This window comes from Pseudomonas sp. App30 (genome assembly GCF_047947025.1).
Classification (GTDB): domain Bacteria; phylum Pseudomonadota; class Gammaproteobacteria; order Pseudomonadales; family Pseudomonadaceae; genus Aquipseudomonas.
The window spans coordinates 6,402,641-6,419,279 of record NZ_CP133165.1 but is presented as its reverse complement, the minus strand read 5'-3'; the positions used below and the strand labels follow the sequence as shown (position 1 = coordinate 6,419,279).

13 protein-coding genes and 1 pseudogene are annotated in these 16,639 nt (G+C 63.7%); 4 read left to right on the top strand and 10 right to left on the bottom strand.

Annotated elements, in window-relative coordinates; genetic code table 11:
* The first annotated feature begins 258 nt into the window (after positions 1-258).
* Together RAM80_RS29635 and RAM80_RS29630 are read left to right on the top strand one after the other, a co-directional pair.
* Positions 259-1,779, top strand: a complete 1,521-nt coding sequence (locus RAM80_RS29635; protein WP_416423923.1) for an NCS1 family nucleobase:cation symporter-1 — start codon at positions 259-261, stop codon at positions 1,777-1,779.
* Positions 1,780-1,800: 21 nt separating this feature from the next.
* On the top strand, positions 1,801-2,526 hold the full coding sequence (locus tag RAM80_RS29630; RefSeq protein WP_416423922.1) for an aspartate/glutamate racemase family protein: 726 nt from the start codon (positions 1,801-1,803) through the stop codon (positions 2,524-2,526).
* A 100-nt stretch (positions 2,527-2,626) separates the two neighbouring features.
* On the opposite strand, the gene RAM80_RS29625 is transcribed toward RAM80_RS29630, so the two are convergent.
* The gene (locus RAM80_RS29625) at positions 2,627-3,538 is read right to left on the bottom strand and encodes a LysR substrate-binding domain-containing protein (protein WP_416423921.1); all 912 of its coding nucleotides are present in this window, start codon (positions 3,536-3,538) and stop codon (positions 2,627-2,629) included.
* 130 nt (positions 3,539-3,668) lie between these two features.
* On the opposite strand from RAM80_RS29625, the gene RAM80_RS29620 reads away from it, so the two are divergent.
* Complete coding sequence (locus RAM80_RS29620; protein WP_416423920.1) at positions 3,669-5,207, top strand: HAL/PAL/TAL family ammonia-lyase; 1,539 nt, start codon at positions 3,669-3,671, stop codon at positions 5,205-5,207.
* A 45-nt stretch (positions 5,208-5,252) separates the two neighbouring features.
* Here the strand turns inward: RAM80_RS29620 and RAM80_RS29615 are convergent, their stop codons facing one another.
* The 8 genes and pseudogenes from RAM80_RS29615 to RAM80_RS29580 form a co-directional block, all read right to left on the bottom strand.
* Complete coding sequence (locus RAM80_RS29615; RefSeq protein ID WP_416423919.1) at positions 5,253-6,026, bottom strand: ParA family protein; 774 nt, start codon at positions 6,024-6,026, stop codon at positions 5,253-5,255.
* 266 nt (positions 6,027-6,292) lie between these two features.
* Positions 6,293-6,424 carry a hypothetical protein gene (locus tag RAM80_RS29610; RefSeq protein WP_416423918.1) on the bottom strand — a complete coding sequence of 44 codons (132 nt, stop codon included), beginning with the start codon at positions 6,422-6,424 and terminating at the stop codon, positions 6,293-6,295.
* 186 nt (positions 6,425-6,610) lie between these two features.
* Positions 6,611-6,700: pseudogene (locus RAM80_RS29605) on the bottom strand (DUF6396 domain-containing protein); the annotation flags it as partial.
* 105 nt (positions 6,701-6,805) lie between these two features.
* Entirely contained in the window at positions 6,806-8,056 is a 1,251-nt protein-coding gene (locus RAM80_RS29600; RefSeq protein ID WP_416423269.1) for an IS256 family transposase, read from the bottom strand.
* A complete protein-coding gene (locus RAM80_RS29595; protein WP_416423917.1) occupies positions 7,983-8,942 on the bottom strand; it encodes a tetratricopeptide repeat protein in 960 nt (319 codons plus the stop codon). Before RAM80_RS29595 ends, RAM80_RS29600 begins: the two co-directional genes overlap by 74 nt.
* Positions 8,942-10,777: a phospholipase D-like domain-containing protein gene (locus RAM80_RS29590; RefSeq protein ID WP_416423916.1), complete on the bottom strand. Its 1,836-nt coding sequence runs from the start codon at positions 10,775-10,777 to the stop codon at positions 8,942-8,944. The genes RAM80_RS29595 and RAM80_RS29590 overlap by 1 nt, the downstream gene beginning before the upstream one ends.
* A gap of 556 nt (positions 10,778-11,333) precedes the next feature.
* Positions 11,334-13,376 (bottom strand): FAD-dependent oxidoreductase, encoded by a 2,043-nt coding sequence (locus tag RAM80_RS29585; RefSeq protein ID WP_416423915.1) that lies wholly within the window; start codon positions 13,374-13,376, stop codon positions 11,334-11,336.
* Positions 13,377-13,403: 27 nt separating this feature from the next.
* Positions 13,404-14,306 (bottom strand): glycine betaine ABC transporter substrate-binding protein, encoded by a 903-nt coding sequence (locus tag RAM80_RS29580; protein ID WP_416423914.1) that lies wholly within the window; start codon positions 14,304-14,306, stop codon positions 13,404-13,406.
* A gap of 132 nt (positions 14,307-14,438) precedes the next feature.
* Between RAM80_RS29580 and RAM80_RS29575 the strand changes: the two genes are divergently transcribed.
* Positions 14,439-15,350: a LysR substrate-binding domain-containing protein gene (locus tag RAM80_RS29575; RefSeq protein WP_416423913.1), complete on the top strand. Its 912-nt coding sequence runs from the start codon at positions 14,439-14,441 to the stop codon at positions 15,348-15,350.
* 380 nt (positions 15,351-15,730) lie between these two features.
* On the opposite strand, the gene RAM80_RS29570 is transcribed toward RAM80_RS29575, so the two are convergent.
* Positions 15,731-16,597, bottom strand: coding sequence for a LysR family transcriptional regulator (locus RAM80_RS29570; RefSeq protein ID WP_416423912.1), 867 nt, complete (start codon positions 16,595-16,597; stop codon positions 15,731-15,733).
* Positions 16,598-16,639 lie beyond the last annotated feature (42 nt).

Genomic DNA, 16,639 nt, shown 5'->3' with positions numbered 1-16,639 from the left:
CCTGATCAGGGGCGCAGCGGTCGTGGACAGCCACCCTGTCACCATGGGTAACATGATTGTATACAATACTTTCTTGACCGCTTGGGCATGATTTCCCTGACTGCTGTTCCCACCAAACCTCTATGTTTCCTTGCAAATCAACCCTCTGTGGCGCTACGAACAAGACCATCGAAAAAACAGTTCACACAACTGGCACAAAAATGGCTTACCGAAACCACCAACTTGTATACATAAATACAATAACGTGGAGCCCTACCGATGCAGCTGAACAGCCCTGCCGAGTCCTCCCTAGCCGAATTAGCCCCCGCACACCTGCGTGACCATGAGGTGCCGGCCCTCAGCCCGCGCCTGCACAACCGTGACCTGGCCCCCACCCGCCAGGAAGGCCGGCGCTGGGGTGGCTACAGCATCTTCTCGCTGTGGGCCAACGACGTGCACAACATCGCCAACTACTCCTTCGCCATGGGCCTGTACGCCATGGGCCTGGGCGGCTGGCAGATTCTGCTGTCGCTGCTGATCGGTGCGGCGCTGGTGTATGGCTTCATGAACCTGTCCGGCTACATGGGCCAGAAGACCGGGGTGCCGTTCCCGGTCATCAGCCGCATCAGCTTCGGCATTCATGGCGCGCAGCTGCCGGCGCTGGTGCGCGCGGTCATCGCCATCGCCTGGTTCGGCATTCAGACCTACCTGGCCTCGGTGGTGCTCAAGGTGCTGGCCACGGCCCTGGCACCGAGCCTGGCCGCCTACGACCACAACCTGCTGCTGGGCCTGTCGAGCCTGGGCTGGGGCTGCTTCATCAGCATCTGGCTGGTGCAGCTGGTGATCCTCGCCTACGGCATGGAAACCGTGCGCCGCTACGAAGCGTTCGCCGGGCCGGTGATCCTGCTGACCATGACCGCGCTGGCGGCGTGGATGTACAGCCGCGTGGGCGGCCACATCAGCTGGGCCATTCGCGAGCCGCTGCAAGGCGCCGCCATGTGGCGCGGCATCTTCGCCGGGGGCGCGTTGTGGCTGGCGATCTACGGCACGCTGATCCTCAATTTCTGCGACTTCGCCCGCTCGGCGCCGTCGCGGCGCTGCATCCGCGTGGGCAACTTCTGGGGCCTGCCAGTGAACATCCTCGCCTTCGCCGTGGTGACGGTGCTGCTCTGCGGCGCGCAGTTCTCCATCGACGGCCAGACCATCGAGAACCCCACGCAGATCATCCAGGCCATCCCCCACACCGCGTTTCTGGTGCTGGGCTGCCTGGCGCTACTGATCGTCACCGTGGCGGTGAACATCATGGCCAACTTCGTCGCCCCGGCCTTCGTGCTCAGCAACCTGGCGCCACGCCTGCTGACCTTCCGCCGCGCCGGCATGATCAGCGCCGCGGTGGCGGTGCTGATCCTGCCGTGGAACCTGTACAACAGCCCGGTGGTGATCCAGTACTTCCTGGCCGGCCTGGGTGCCCTGCTGGGCCCGCTGTACGGCATCATCAGCGCCGACTACTGGCTGCTGCGCCGCGGCAAGGTCAACGTGCCGCAGCTGTACACCGAGGCCAGCGACGGCGCCTACCATTACCGCCGCGGCATCAACCCACGCGCCGTGGCCGCGGTGCTGCCGGCCGCGATCATCGCCATCGTGCTGGCGCTGGTGCCGGCGTTCGCCACCGTGTCGGCGTTCTCCTGGCTGTTCGGCGCTGCCATTGCCGCGGCCGTCTACCTGCTGATCAGCGACCGTCACCAGACGTTCGCCGACGTCAGCGGCGAGTGCATCGCCGTCGACAACGCCAGCCACTGATTCCTGCCAATGAGGTCCTCCATGCGTATCCTTGTCGTCAACGTCAACACCACTGAATCCATCACCGCCACCATCGCCGAGCAGGCGCGCAGCGTGGCCGCACCGGGCACCGAAATCGTCGGCCTGACGCCGCGCTTCGGCGCCGAGTCGGTGGAAGGCAACTTCGAAAGCTACATGGCCGCCATCGGCGTGATGGACGCGGTGATGCGCTACGACCAACCGTTCGACGCGGTCATCCAGGCCGGCTACGGCGAGCACGGCCGCGAGGGCCTGCAGGAGCTGCTGAACGTGCCGGTGGTGGACATCACCGAAGCCGCCGCCAGCCTGGCCATGCTGCTGGGCCACGCCTACTCGGTAGTCACCACCCTGGACCGCACCGTGCCGCTGATCCAGGACCGCCTGCGCCTGGCCGGCCTGTACCAGCGCTGCGCCTCGGTGCGCGCCAGCGGCCTGGCGGTGCTGGAGCTGGAAGAAGACCCGGCCCGCGCGGTGGCCGCCATCGTCGCCCAGGCCGAACAGGCGGTGCGCGACGACAAGGCCGAGGTGATCTGCCTGGGCTGCGGCGGCATGGCCGGGCTGGATGAGTTGATTCGCGAAGCCACCGGCGTGCCGGTGGTGGACGGCGTGACCGCCGCCGTGACCCTGGCCGAATCCCTGGTGCGGCTGGGGCTGAGCACCTCCAAGGTGCGCACCTATGCCACGCCGCGCAGCAAGCGCATCGACGGCTGGCCGCTGGCGCGCAGCTGACAACGAATCCCATTGAAACACCGTGGGAGCTGGCTTGCCAGCGAGCTGTTGAGGCCCGAAAAGCTCGCTGGCAAGCCAGCTCCCACAAAAGCGGCCGCTGCTACGGGATGTGGGGTGCCTGTTGGGCCTTGCCCTTGGCCACCAGCCAGCGGTGGAAGCTGCGGCACTGGGGCTTATTGAAGGCATCGCTGCTCCAGCGCAGCTGATACGCCGCTGCCAAGGGCAGCGCATGGGCGTAGGGCATCAGCAATTGCCCGGATGCCAGCAGCCCGCTGACCATGGCATAAGGCGCCAGCACCACCCCCTGCCCCAGCAGCGCCGCGTCGATGGCCAGGCTGGTGGAGGAATAGGTGCGTGGTTGCCGCAACCGCTGCTCGACGGCCACGCCGGCGCTGGCGAACCAGCTCTCCCAGGACGGCGGCGAGTCGAACTTGGGCCGTGAGTCGACCCGGATCAACGGCAGCTGCACCAGCGCCGCCGGCGTCGCGCAGGAGCCGCACAGGCTGGCCGCGCACACCGGCACCACGCAGTCGTGGAACAGCACCGCGGCATGCTCGCCGGGCTGTGGGCTGTCGCCATAACCAATGCGAAAATCCACGCCGTCGGCCAGCAGGTCCTCGTTCAGGGTGCTGTCCAGGTACACGCTTACCCCTGGGTGCTGCTGCTCCCATTCCGGCATCAACGGCGCCAGCCACTTCGCCAGCAGCGACGGCAGCCCACTGATGGACAGGCTGTGCGGGTCGCGCGCGCGGTGGGCCTCGTCGACGCCCAGGCGCAGGGTCTCGAACGCCGCGCTGCAACGCGCATGAAAGCGCTGGCCGTTGGGGCTCAGTTGCAGGCGCTGCCCGACTTTTACCGTCAGGCTGATGCCCAGCGCCTGCTCCAGCAGCTTCATCTGCTGGCTGACCGCGCCGGTGGAAATCCCCAGGCGCCGCGCTGCCTGGGTGATGCCGCCGCAGTGGCCCACCGCTTCGAATATCTCCATGGCCCGCAAGGGTGGCAATGGCGTCATCGGCGCCTCCTTCAATAGTTTAGGTATTCTAAACAACAGCGCAGCTTTAGCCATCTTATCTTCACTGGTTCCGCCCCGAAGGCTATTCCCATCCCCCACGACGGGGGCCATTTGCCAGGTGGAGTGACTGATGAACCGCTATCCCGACTCAATCCAGCACGTGGTGCTGGGCGACACCGACCTCAGCCTCGACGCCTTCGTCGCCGTGGCCCGCCATGGCGCCACGGTGGCGTTCAGCGATGCCTACAAGGCGCGCGTCAACGCCTCGTGCCAGCTGGTGCACCGCTTCCTTGAAGAGAACCGCCTGGTCTACGGCGTGACCACCGGTTTCGGCGACAACGTGCGCCACGTCATCGCCCCCGAGGACGCCCGCGCCCTGCAGACCAACATCGTCCGCTCCCACGCCGTGGCCGTGGGCGAGCCGTTGAACCGCGAGCAGGTGCGCGCCGTGGCGCTGATGATGCTGGTCAGCCTGGGCAAGGGCTTTTCCGGCGTGCGCCTGGAACTGCTGGAGCTGATTGCCGGCGTGCTCAACCACGACGTGATGCCGTTCGCCCCCGGCGAAGGGTCAGTGGGCTACCTGGCCGTGGAAGGCCACATCGCTTTGGTGCTGCTGGGCGAAGGCCGCGCGCGGGTGGCCGATGGTGACTGGCTGGATGGCGGCGAGGCCCTGCGCCAGGTGGGCCTGCGCCCCACGCAGCTGCACACCAAGGAAGGCCTGGCGATGCTCAACGGCACCACCTCGGTCACCGCCCTGGGCCTGCTGGCGCTGTACAACGCCACCCAGGCTGCGCGCGTCGCCGACCTGGCCGCAGCGCTGTCGGTGGAAGCCCTGCGCGGCACCGTGCGCGCCTATGACCCGCGCTACCACTCGGTCAAGGCCCACCCGTTGCAGGCGCAGACTGCGCGCACCCTCTGCGCGCTGCTGGCCGACAGCCAACTGGCTGCCGACAACATCGACCACCGCCTGCAGGACTTCTACAGCCTGCGCGCCATCCCCCAGGTGCACGGCGCCGTGAAGCAGTTCATCGAGTTCGCCCGCCAGGCCCTGGAGGCCGAGCTGTGCTCCAGCGGTGACAACCCGGTGATCTACCCCACCGGCAACGGCGACGGCGTGGCCATTTCCGGCGCCAACTTCGACGGTTCCTACGTGGGCATGGCCACCGACACCCTGTGCGTGGCCATGACCAACCTGGCCAAATTCTCCGAGCGGCGCACCGACCGCATGGTCAACTCGCACTTCAGCGAAATGCCCGCCTTCCTGGTGCGCCAGCCGGGGCTCAACAGCGGCTACATGATCATCCAGTACACCGCCGCCGGCCTGCTGGGGGAAATGAAAGTGCTGTCGCACCCGGCGTCGGTGGACAGCGTGTCCACCTGCGGCAACCAGGAAGACCCGGTCAGCTTCGCCTACAACGCGGCGATGAAGGCCTACAAGGTGTCGCAGAAACTGGAGTCGGTGCTGGCCATCGAGGTGTTGGTCGGCTGCCAGGCCCTGGACTTCCACGCCGTGGACAAGGCCGCCAGCGCCACCCGCGCGGTGTACGACCTGGTGCGCAGCGTGGTGCCGGTGGCCGAGCAGGACCGGGCGTTCTACGCCGACATCGTCAGCGTGACCGAGCAGCTGCGCAGCGGCGCGCTGCTCAAATGCGCGCCCATCACCCCGTAGCAGCTGCCGCCAGGCGGCGTCACTGAAGCCGCGGCCAGGCCAATGTCAGGCCGCACGCTCCAGCGTCGCCAACAACTCCTGGAACTGCACCGCCAACTTGTGCCGCGGTGCCAGGTGAATCATCGGCACGCCGGCCTCGTGGGACTCGCGCATTTTCACCGTGCTGCTCAGGTACACCGGCAGCATCGGCAGGCCTTCCTGAATCAGCTCGTCCACCAGCGTCTGGTGCAGGCTGGTGCGGCTCTCGAACTGGTTCACCACCACGCCCTCCACCACCAGCGTCTCGTTGTGGTCGGCGCGCAGTTCAGCCACCTGGGCCACCACGTTGTACAGCGCCTGGCGCGAGAACAGGTCGCAGTCGAACGGAATCAACACCCGCTGCGCGGCGATCAGCGCGCTGAAGGTGTAGAAGTTCAGCGCCGGCGGCGTGTCGATGTAGATGCGCTCGTAGTCCTCGGACAAGTCCACCAGCAGCTTGCGCAGCTTGTTGATCTTGAACTTGGCCTCCAGCTTGGCCTGCAGGTCGGCCAGCTCGGGCGAAGCCGTGATCACGTCGAGGTTGTCATAGCGCGTCGGCGTGATCGCCACCTTGTACTTCTTGCCCGACCCGCCCGGGTACAGGGTGTGCTTGAAGAAATCGGCGATCCCCATGGGAATCGCCTCGCCCACGCACCCGGTCAGGTAATGCGTGGAGTTGGCCTGGGGGTCCAGGTCCACCAGCAGCGTCTTGTAGCCCTCGGCGGCACTGACCGCGGCGAGATTGCAGGCGATGCTCGACTTGCCAACGCCACCTTTTTGATTGAACACCACACGACGCATCAGTCCATTGTTCCGCTGAAAAAAGGGGCTTGGATCCTATCAACTAATTGTTACAGTTTTGCTATCGCGGGTGCGGCGAAGCGGTCTTTTTTTAACCGTGCCTGTCGTTGACACCTGGCGCGCGGCAAACTGAAGCCGAGAAGCTTTAACATCGCTACCGGCCCCACGCCCAGTTCCGTGCGCAAATGCCAGGTCAGCGGGATCTGATCTGCCCGCGAGGCCTTGTATGACAGCGGCGATTGGTCAGGTGATGCTCACGGTGTGGCTCATCCAATTAGCCCCCACTCAACCGCCTCTTCGCGGAATGTGGTCTTGTCACGCAGCGGCCACGGGCGCAGGTGGTAGCGTTCCACCGTTTGCAGCGGAAAAATATCGCCTTCATTGAAGTAGCGAATCACCTCTTTCGGCCTGACGTTGCGCAGCGACGGCCAAATGACTTTCCAGTGTCCGGCCTGTGGGCAGGCTTCGCCGGGGTAGCAGATTTGCTGCGGGAAGTTAGCCTGGGTGAAGTCGGGGGAACTGGGGAGTGGCTTGCCGGTGGCCGGGTCGAGCTTTTTGGCGTTGGCCAGGCGCAGGATCAGTTCTTCGCTAGGCTTGGGTGGCGGGATGTTGGCCTTGCGGTCCTTGACCCACTGAAGTTTGCCATCCCACTCGGGGAGTTCTGCGGGCGGCAGGGGGACAATTTCGTTGACATCAGGGACTGTGGGATGGGCATAGGGGGACTGTCAGATATTTTGTGTACGAGCCGGTAACGGCCTGCCGTCAGGCAGGCCGTGCTCTTACCAGGTCGGCCTGATAAACCGATCACCGTACAGAATCGCGAATTGATTCATCGCACTCTTCCAATCCTGAGCCGCATTGCCCCAGTTTGCCGTGATATTTCGCAATCCCAGCCAGATAAGCTTCGTCGCCGCCTCGTCCGTAGGGAAGTGGCTTCGTGTCTTGATAATCTTGCGCAGCTGGGAGTTTATGCTCTCGATGGCGTTGGTGGTGTAGATCACCTTCCGTATGGCTGGTGGGAACACGAAGAACGGGATGACCCGGTCCCACGCCCGCCGCCAGGCTGCAACCACGGTGGGGTGTTGCTTGCCCCAAGGGCCGGCTTCAAAGTCGTTCAGCGCCTGCTCAGCTACCTCGGCGTTCAGCGCCTGGTAGATGGGTTTGAGCGCCTTGGTCAACTCGCGTCGCTTGTCCCAGGCCACGTAATCCAGGCTGTTGCGGATCAAGTGGACGATGCAGGTCTGCAGCGTCGTCTGCGGATAAACCGCCGCCAGCGCTTCTGGCATGCCCTTGAGCCCGTCGGTGACGGCGATCAGCACATCTTCCACGCCCCGCGTCTTGAGGTCGTTGAAGACCTTCATCCAGAACTTGGCGCCCTCGGTCGTCTCGATCCAGATACCCAGGATATCGCGGGTTCCGTCAGGCAAAACACCCAGCGCAAGGTAGACCGCCTTGTTGCGAACCAGTCCTTCTTCGCGGATTTTGACCCGCAGCGCATCGAAGAAAATAACCGGGTACATAGGCTCCAGGGGCCGCTGTTGCCACGCACCGATCTCAGCCATCACCTCGTCGGTTACCGAGCTGATGAAGTCAGGCGAAACGTCCGTGCCGTATTGCTCGGAGAGAAACGCACGGATTTCCCTGACCGTCATGCCACGGGCATACATGGCGATGATCTTGTCGTCGAAACCGGTGTAACGGCGCTCGTGCTTGGGAATCAGAATGGGGGCGAAAGTGCCGTCCCGGTCGCGCGGGATTTCCAGTCGGATGGGCCCATCACCGGTCAAGACCGTCTTGCCGGTTTTGCCGTTACGGTGATTGGTTTCATCCTCTGGGCGCTGCGCGCCCGGCGGATAGCCCAAGTGATGGCCGAGTTCGGCACTCAAAGCTCGTTCAATCAGGGCCTTCTTGAACGCCGCAGAGGCATCCTCGATAGCTTCGGCCGTCATTGGCCCGTCAACGAACTGCTCCAGCAGCTCTTTCGGGATTTTTGGTAGCTCGCGGAGCGGGGTTTTCTTTTTGGTTGGCATGCATGCACCTCTTACTCATGTTATGCCCGAACACAAAATTTCTGACACTCCCGGCATAGGAGAAGCCACTGAGGCGCGCGCCTATTTCTTTGTAACGAGCGGCCCGTTCCACGTCTTTCTCAAGGCCTAGAAAATAAAGCTTATTTTCGGGAGGGGGACCTTTGAATCCCTTCTCCAAAAATGACGCTGCAACAGGACTCCCAGCAGCCACACCCAATTGAAATACTTCAACAGCCTTCTCGTAATGCCCATTTGTAGCAAAATTAATTGCCAAATCCACGGCTGCGTCACCGTTACCTTGTTCCGCAGCGCAGCGGCGCAGTTGCCGGGCAATCTCCGGCGCGATGTCTATGGGTGCGAGCAGGTCAGCTATATATTGTTGGGCTTGGGCACTGCCCTTATCCGCAGCCTTGCGATAATAGCGCTGCGCCATTTCAGGATCTTCCCTGAGCCCGAACGCACCATGCTTGACGAAGCGTGCTACAAAATAGTAACCCGTCGCAACATCTGCATCGATAAGCTCCTGACTGAACCGCTGGTACTCTTCACCTTTCAACTTGAATTGACGACGCATGGCGCCATTTTGCAAATTAATCTTGGCCTTATAATGACCGCTTTCTGCGGCAATCCGATAAAGGCGCTCGATCTCCACATTCTTTGCGGACTCTCGTTTTAGCTCATTATTTTTCTGCAACCAACGGGCATATTTAAAAACCAGATCAGCCTCATCGGATGGCGCGGGAATAGCTTCATGAGCACAATTAAATTTCAATCCAGCCTCTAACTCAGAAATCGGGCTCACAGAAACATCCTCTACATTATAGGCAATGGGGTTTTGATGACAGGCCGCCAGCCCCAAAGCCAAAAACAAAAGCAATCTACGCATTAGTCCAAATCCACAAGCGTTTCTTTCTCATAAAAGAACTCTACCAACGGCGCATAAGGCGTCTTTTTTTCACGCAATAAATCTTTATTTTTACGAATTATCTCTCCCCAACTCTTAAACGCTTCGCCCGCATCATCCTGCGCCCCCTCCATCCCCGTATGCATCCCCCACAACCTCCGCCGCAGCGCCTTAGTCACACTTACCCACTCATGGGCAATATTCAATTCACTATCAACTTGCATGCTCCGAGTATTCACATTCGCCGAACCATGCGTCGTGAAAGCATCATCAACAATCATCAACTTGGAATGGATATACACCGGCATCCACTCCGTGCCCTCCGGGGTGTCGGGCGCTACCAGCGAACACACGTGAACTTTCAGGCCAGGAATCTCCTCGATTTCCAACTTTTGGTCTTTTATTGCCTCGACCTGTTTGTTCAGCGAGGCCTGCCATTCCTTGAGTTCGCGTTGGCCAATCGAGTCGCGCAGGTCCGGCCTTGGCTTGGGTGGGGCGTTGTCCCGCGCTGCCTTGATGCGCCGCAGTTGGGTGACCTTGGGAATGGTGTCTGCGCGCCCCAGGCTTTCGAGCATCCGCTGCGTATTCAACGCACCCGGCCCTATGCCCTCTTCACTGGCGTTGGTGACAACGAAAAGGTGAACAACCCCGTGTTCATCCGGATTGCGCCCATCCCTCACCTGGTTGGCCGCTGCGGCCTTGATCACCTCTGCCAACGGCGGCCAGCGGAAGTACTGGTTTTCGATGTAGATAAACTGCGCGGCGTTGTTGGCGGCCTGCAGGTAGGCTTCCTGAATTTCCTTGCGGCTTTCCGTGTCGGGGCTCGCGGGGTCTCTCTGGGGCTGGGTCACCAGCATCTGGGCCATTTGCCGGGTAACGCCATGCCGATACTTGAGTGTGGGTTTTATCTGCGCCGCATTGCGGGCGACGAGCAGGTCTTCGCCGGTTTCCTTGAACCAGGCCGTGGCGAAGTTATGGTGCAGGTCGGCCAATACCGGGCCGCTGATTCGGCTGGAAATGTCTTGCCTAGGGGTATTTCCCCGCGCGCCACGATTCGGCGCGGGTTTGGTTGCCGGGGTACGGTTGAGCCCGGAGTGCTTTTCAGTGTCCCAGTACTCGTCGAGCATGTTGTGGCCCATGACGAACCCGACCGCGACTTCCGGTACCTCGAAATCAACGATAACGCTTTTTTGATGGTGGCTCGGCGCTGCCGCATGCGCGAGCCGAGTGCCTTTGCTGATATCAGCATCCAGGCTGTTGTTCTTGACATCCGCGAAGATTTCCCGCCGCTCGCGCAGACTGAAACCGCGGCTGACCAACACCGGAATACCCCGCGCAACTTCGTGCATCGCGCGGCCATCGGCGATTGCATAAGCATCGAACCAGGCCCGGTCTTCTGCATACTGTGCAGGCGTGGAACTTTGCATGGCGTGGCTGCCAACCCTGAACTTGCCCTTGCCGGGCAAGTTGGCCTCGCCCCCAACGCCTGCCAGGTTGAGCGGCATTTCCCAGGCCAGTACCCGTACCCGTACACCCTGCGCCGCTTTCGTCTTCAGCAATTCACCGATGCTGGGCGCCTGGCCATCCCTGATGAAATACATGGAGGGCTGGAAACCCCAGCAAATGATGTCAATGCTCTGGACAGCCTCGGCAATGGCCAAGTGAACAGCGCCAAACGCCTCCTCACCATTGACCAAGGGCTCGAACGTGGCCCTGGCAGGGTTGTATTCGGTGCTCTTGATGTACCAACCTGGCGTGCAGGTCGCGGTGCTCGTGTGTTCGAACGCGACCGGCACGATAACTTCCGGATGTTTCATGGTTCAGTTCCCTCTTCAAGGTGGGGGTCATCCATTAATCAACCGGTGCGCACTGGGATACAACTTGTTACCTACGCCACCTAAGCGCTTTAGCGCCAGACGCCGCCAGTACTTATATTGGAGAACCTGCCGACACAGACACTGTTTCTTCGTAACAAAAATCATCGAAACCGATGATCAGCGCAGCCTCTCTGCCACACGCCCGCAATACGGGCCAAGCCAGTATTTTCAAGGGAAACGGCGAACAAAACAGTAGACCAATGCGCAGACAGTTACTAGCCATGGCGGGGGATTTACGAGGTACCCTACAGCACGCGGTGACATTTCCTACAATGCCTGACTGGATAGCTTACTTAGTGCGGCTATCAAACATTCACACAAGTGCCACTTACCAATTGACATTCAGCAACAATATCAAATCCAAATTGCACTGTAATAAGCAAAATAAAACCAACACAGATGAAATCAAACAGACTTCTACGCGCAGCACGGCTCATGGCATGTGTTCCGCAAATGCGCTTAGTGTGGCCGCTGCCCCAGGCAGCGGCCACAGGTATCACAGCGCCAGCGACAGCCGCAGGCCATCGTAGATGGCAGCGTGGATGTCGCGGCTGGCCACGGCATCGCCTATGCGGAACAGCTGGAAGCGGCCATCAGCGTTGGCCACCAACGCCTGCTCGCGCACGTCGATGAACGCCTGCTGGTCCAGCTCGCCACGGTTGCGTGACTGCGCTTTCAGGGCGAAGTACAGGTCGTCCAGCGGCAGGGTGCCGTGCTCCACCACCACGTGGTCCACCACCCGTTCGTAGTGCTGGCGCGTGGCCTCGCACCACAACCGCGCCACGCGGCGGCCGCCTTCGGCGCGCACGGCCACCAGGCGCTGGCTGAAGGTCTGCTGCACGTTGTGCTCGACGAACACCTTCAGGTAGGCCGGCATGTTCAGGCCGCCCACGTCCGGGCCGAGCATGGCTTCGCCAGTGACGAACTGCACGTGCACGCCGGGCTGCTGCGCCAGTACTTCGGTGCAGCTCAGGGCCTGGTGCGCTCCGTTGCCGTCGAACACCAGCACCTCGCCCTGGGGCTTGAAGTCGCCGGTCAGCACGTCCCAGCTGCTGCGCACCAGCTCGTTGCCCTGCTCGAGGAACTCACAGTCGGGCACGCCGCCGGTAGCGATGACGACCACGTCCGGGGCCAGGGCCAGCACGTCGCTGGCCTCGGCGTAGCAGTTATAGCGAACGCTCACGCCCAGCCGCTCGCACTCGGCCAGGCGCCAGTCGACCACGCCGATCAGCTCGCGGCGGCGTAGCGGCATGGCGGCCACGCGCACCTGGCCGCCGGCCTGGTCGCCGGCTTCCAGCACGCTGACGCGGTGGCCGCGCTCGGCGCACACCCGCGCGGCTTCCAAGCCCGCGGGGCCGGCGCCAACCACTACCACGTGGCGGCCGGGCGTGGTGCTGGGGGGCGTGACCTGGGGAATGCGTGCCTCGCGGCCGGTGGCCGGGTTGTGGATGCAGTGGGCCTCACCGGAAATGTAGATGCGGTCGATGCAGTAGCTGGCGCCCACGCAGGGGCGGATGCGTTCTTCCTGGCCGGCGGCCACCTTGGCCAGCAGGTGTGGGTCGGCCATGTGCGGGCGAGTCAGGCCCACCAGGTCCACCAGGCCTTCGCGCAGGGCGTGGCGGGCAGTGGCGACGTCGCTGATGCGCGCCGCGTGCATCACTGGCACGGGCACGGCGCGGCGTACGGCGCCGGCCAGTTCCAGGTGCGGGCCGGCCGGGGTGCCCATGCCGGGGATGACCCGCGCCAGGGCCTCGCCGCTGTCGATGCGGCCCTTGATCACGCTGATGAAGTCCATGCCGTGGTCGGCCAGGGTACGGGCGATGGTCAGGCCCTCTTCCTGGCCCAGGCCGCCGGGCATGTCCTCCTCCACAGCCATGCGCACGCCGATGATGAACTGCGGCCCGACCGCCTTGCGCATGGCCGCCAGCACCTCCAGGGGAAAGCGCAGGCGCCCTTCCAGGCCGCCGCCGTAGCCGTCGTCGCGGCGGTTGTCGGGGCTCCAGAAGGCGTCGAACAGGTGGCCGTAGGCTTCGATCTCCACGCCATCCAGGCCGGCGGCCTTGCAGCGCTCGGCGGCGTCGGCGTACTGGCGCACGATGCGGGCGATGTCGAAGTCCTCCATCTGCTTGGCGAAGCTGCGGTGCGAGTGCTCGCGGCCACGCTGGGGCCACATCAGCGGCAGCCAGTCATCGGTGAAGTTGCTGGCGCGCCAGCCCAGGTGCGACAGCTGGCACATTACTGCGGTGCCGTGCTGGTGCACGCCGTCGGCCAGTTCCGCCAGCCATGGCACCACCTCGTCCTTGTACAGGTGCAGGTTGCCAAAGGCCGGTGGGCTGTCGGCGGCGACGATCGACGAGCCTCCGATCATGGTGAGGGCCACGCCGCCCTTGGCCTTTTCCTCATGGTAGAGGCGGTAGCGCTGGCGCGGCATGCCGTCTTCCGAATAGGCCGGCTCGTGGGAGGTGCTGACCACGCGGTTGCGCAGGTGCAGGTGCTTGAGGGCAAAGGGTTGCAACAGCGGATCGTTGGCGCTGGCCATGGGGCATCCTCATCGATGGCGGCGGGATCAGGGCTGGGTGCTGCTGGCGGTCTGCGCCGCCTGGTCGAACATGGCGTCGAAACGGGGTTTGTTGGCGGCGTAATAGTCGGCCACCACGCGGTCGGTGCCGCTGTCACGGGCCTTGAGCATCAGGCCCTGCAGTTCGGCCAGGGGCATCGTGTAATGGGCGAAGAAGTACGCCACCTGCGGGTGCTGCTGGCTGAAGCCCTTGCGCGCCACGGCGTGGATCTGCTCGGCGCCACCGAAGATGCCCTTGGGCTCGGCCAGGTAGCGCAGCTTCCATTTGGAGAACATCCAGTGCGGGTTCCAGGCGTTGATCACCGCCCACTGGCCGCGGCGCAGGCCACGGTCCATCTCGGTGAGCATGCCAGTCTCGGACGAGGCCACCAGCTTGTAGCCAGTCAGCTGGTAGGCGTCGATGGCCTTGAGCGACAGCTTGTACTGGCCGTTGCCGGCCTCGGAGGTGAGGATGCGGCCGTCGAGCTTGGCCCGCACCTCGGGCTTGTTCAGGTCCTCGACGCTGGCCACCTCGCTTGCCGGCACGGTGTCGGGCACCGCCCAGCCGATGCGGCCTTCGTACAGCACGCCGAGGTCTTCGAGGCGGTCCTTGTACTTGTCCCAGTAGTCCTTGTGGGTGTTGGGCAGCCACACCATGGGGATCAGGTCGATGTTGCCGTTGGCCAGGGCCTGGAACTGGATGCCGATGTCGGCCTGCACCATCTTCACCGGCTGCTTGAGGTGGTCTTCCAGGGCGGTCTGGGCCAGCTTGGCGGTGATTTCGGTGTCGGACCAGTTCACCCAGCCGATGCGTATGGGGGCGGGCGCGTCGGCGGCGTGGGCCATCAGGGTGGTGGCGGCCAGCAACAAGGCGGCGAGCCTGGCATAAGCTTTTGGGCTATACAGATGCATTGGCTTGTTCCTCAACGTTAGGTCACGGTTTCCTGGGCAGTCGAAGTCAGCGCTATGTTTTTTGTTGATCAAAGCAAATCCCGGGCCGCGCCTGCAATCGATTAAAACTGCCGGTTGCCATGAGAAAAGATTATGGAAAGACTGCGTCGACGCTTGCCGCCCCTCACCGCCCTGGTGGTCTTCGAGGCCGCCGCGCGGCTACAGAGTTTTACCCTGGCCGCGCAGGAGATGTGTATCACCCAGGCCGCCGTCAGCCGGCAGATTCGCCAGCTGGAGGAGCACCTGGCCAACCCGCTGTTCATCCGCAACCACCGCAACGTCACCCTGACCAACGCCGGCCAGCGCTTGTTCGAAGCGGTGGACGAGAGCCTTGAGCGCATCGCCCAGGCCAGCACCGAGATCCGCGGCGATGCCAGCGACGCCATCACCATCGCCGCCACCGTGTGCATGGCCACCTACTGGCTGATGCCGCGCCTGGACGCCTTCCAGCGTGAATTCCCGCAGGTGGCGCTGCGCCTGTTTGCCTTCGACCGCGAGATCGACCTGCGCGCGGAAAACGTCGACATGGCCATTACCTGCGGCAACGGCGGCCAGCGTCACGGCGTGCGCCTGAGCCATTTGATGGATGAGGAACTGGTGCCGCTGTGCAGCCCCGCCTACCTGCAGGGCCGCACCCTGCACGAGCCCCATGAATTGCTGGGCGAGCGCCTGCTGAACCTCGACCGCGAGCACTGGCGTGGCTTCAACTGGGCGGTGGCCGACTGGGCCGCCTGGTTCGACCAGATGCAGGTGCGCGGCCCGCTGCCGCCCGCGCGCCTGGCTTTCAACAACCACGCCCAGCAGATCCTCGCCACCCTGGAAGGCCGCGGCATCGCCCTGGGCAGCCCGCACATGCTCACCGACCTGCTGGCCGACGGCCGCCTGGTGCAGGCCCTGCCCCACCGCTACGCGACCCGGCGTGGCTATTACCTGGCGGTGAACGAGCACAGCACCCGGCCGCAGGCAGTGGCGCGGTTGCAGGCGTGGCTGGAAGGCGCCGCGTGATCCCGACGCTGCCTGGCGGCAGCGGCTACAGCAATCGCGCACACCGCCCCTGTAGCAGCGGCCGCAGGCCGCGTCCAAGGCACCGCACTGTTCCCGGCATACCGCAGCGCACTCGGACGCCGCCTGCGGCAGCTGCTACGGGGACGCGCGCAACCTGCTGATCGCGTCGTCTGCATCGCGGCCAAGGCCGGCTCCTACCACGCACGGGGTAGGAGCCGACTTTAGTCGCGATGCAGTCAACGCGGTTTCAAGACGGTTGCTCCTACGCGGCTACAGCAATCGCGCACACCGCTCCCGTAGCAGCGGCCGTAGGCCGCGTCCAAGGCACCGCACTGTTCCCGGCACACCGCGGCGCACCCGGACGCGGCCTGCGGCAGCTGCTACGGGGCGGTGTCGAACGTCTCGCTTATCACGTCCACCAGGAACGCCATCACCGCGCGCAGCAACGGCGAATGCCGCAGGTCTGCATGCAGCACCAGCCAGATCTCCCGGGCGAACCCTTCGCCCTCGAACGGCAGGCGTTGCAACAACGGGTCGGCATCGCCCATGAACCGTGGCAGCCCGGCCACGCCCACGCCGCTGCGGGCGGCAGCGTGCTGGGTGGTGAGGTCGGTGACTTCGCAGGCAACCGGCCGCCCCTGGGCCACGGCCATCATCCATTGCTGGTGAGGCATGTCGGCAAGCTCCGGCCCGTAGGTGATGAACTGCCATTGCGCAGGTGCATGCAGGTGTTCGTAGTTGACGCTGGCATACAGGCCGAACGGCATGCTGCCGACTTTGCGCGTGACACTGTCCGGCTCGGTGGGCCGGTACAGGCGCACGGCAATGTCGGCTTCGCGGCGGCCCAGGGACACGCTGTGGACCTGGCTGACGATGGACAGCTGCACCTGCGGATACTGCTGTTGGAAGCGGCGCAGGGTAGCGGCGAGGAAGTTGCTGGCCAACACCGGCGGCGCGCTGAGCACTACCCGGCCGGATGCCGGCGACTGTTCGGCGCGCACCACGCGCTGCACGGCAAACGCACTGGCCTCCATCTCGCTGGCCAGCGCAAACACCTGCAAGCCCACGGGTGTGAGCTGGCAGGCACGGGGCAGGCGGTCGACCAGCCGCACCTGCAACTCGGCCTCCAGCGCGCCAAGGCGCCGGCTGACCGTGGCATGGTCGACCTTCAACGCCCGCGCCGCACCGGCCAGGCTGCCGGCGTGGCCAATGGCAAGAAATACTCGCAGACTCTCCCAATCGAACATCGGTGCGTTTTCTCCAGGTAGCGGTGCGCATATATGGAATTT

Excerpts from the sequence above, each read along its gene's own strand:
- RAM80_RS29630 (WP_416423922.1), top strand. The coding sequence starts at position 1,801 with ATGCGTATCCTTGTCGTCAACGTCAACACCACTGAATCCATCACCGCC.
- RAM80_RS29575 (WP_416423913.1), top strand. The coding sequence starts at position 14,439 with ATGGAAAGACTGCGTCGACGCTTGCCGCCCCTCACCGCCCTGGTGGTC.
- RAM80_RS29635 (WP_416423923.1), top strand. The coding sequence starts at position 259 with ATGCAGCTGAACAGCCCTGCCGAGTCCTCCCTAGCCGAATTAGCCCCC.
- RAM80_RS29595 (WP_416423917.1), bottom strand. The coding sequence starts at position 8,942 with ATGCGTAGATTGCTTTTGTTTTTGGCTTTGGGGCTGGCGGCCTGTCAT.
- RAM80_RS29620 (WP_416423920.1), top strand. The coding sequence starts at position 3,669 with ATGAACCGCTATCCCGACTCAATCCAGCACGTGGTGCTGGGCGACACC.
- RAM80_RS29590 (WP_416423916.1), bottom strand. The coding sequence starts at position 10,777 with ATGAAACATCCGGAAGTTATCGTGCCGGTCGCGTTCGAACACACGAGC.
- RAM80_RS29570 (WP_416423912.1), bottom strand. The coding sequence starts at position 16,597 with ATGTTCGATTGGGAGAGTCTGCGAGTATTTCTTGCCATTGGCCACGCC.
- RAM80_RS29580 (WP_416423914.1), bottom strand. The coding sequence starts at position 14,306 with ATGCATCTGTATAGCCCAAAAGCTTATGCCAGGCTCGCCGCCTTGTTG.
- RAM80_RS29585 (WP_416423915.1), bottom strand. The coding sequence starts at position 13,376 with ATGGCCAGCGCCAACGATCCGCTGTTGCAACCCTTTGCCCTCAAGCAC.
- RAM80_RS29600 (WP_416423269.1), bottom strand. The coding sequence starts at position 8,056 with ATGCCAACCAAAAAGAAAACCCCGCTCCGCGAGCTACCAAAAATCCCG.
- RAM80_RS29625 (WP_416423921.1), bottom strand. The coding sequence starts at position 3,538 with ATGACGCCATTGCCACCCTTGCGGGCCATGGAGATATTCGAAGCGGTG.
- RAM80_RS29615 (WP_416423919.1), bottom strand. The coding sequence starts at position 6,026 with ATGCGTCGTGTGGTGTTCAATCAAAAAGGTGGCGTTGGCAAGTCGAGC.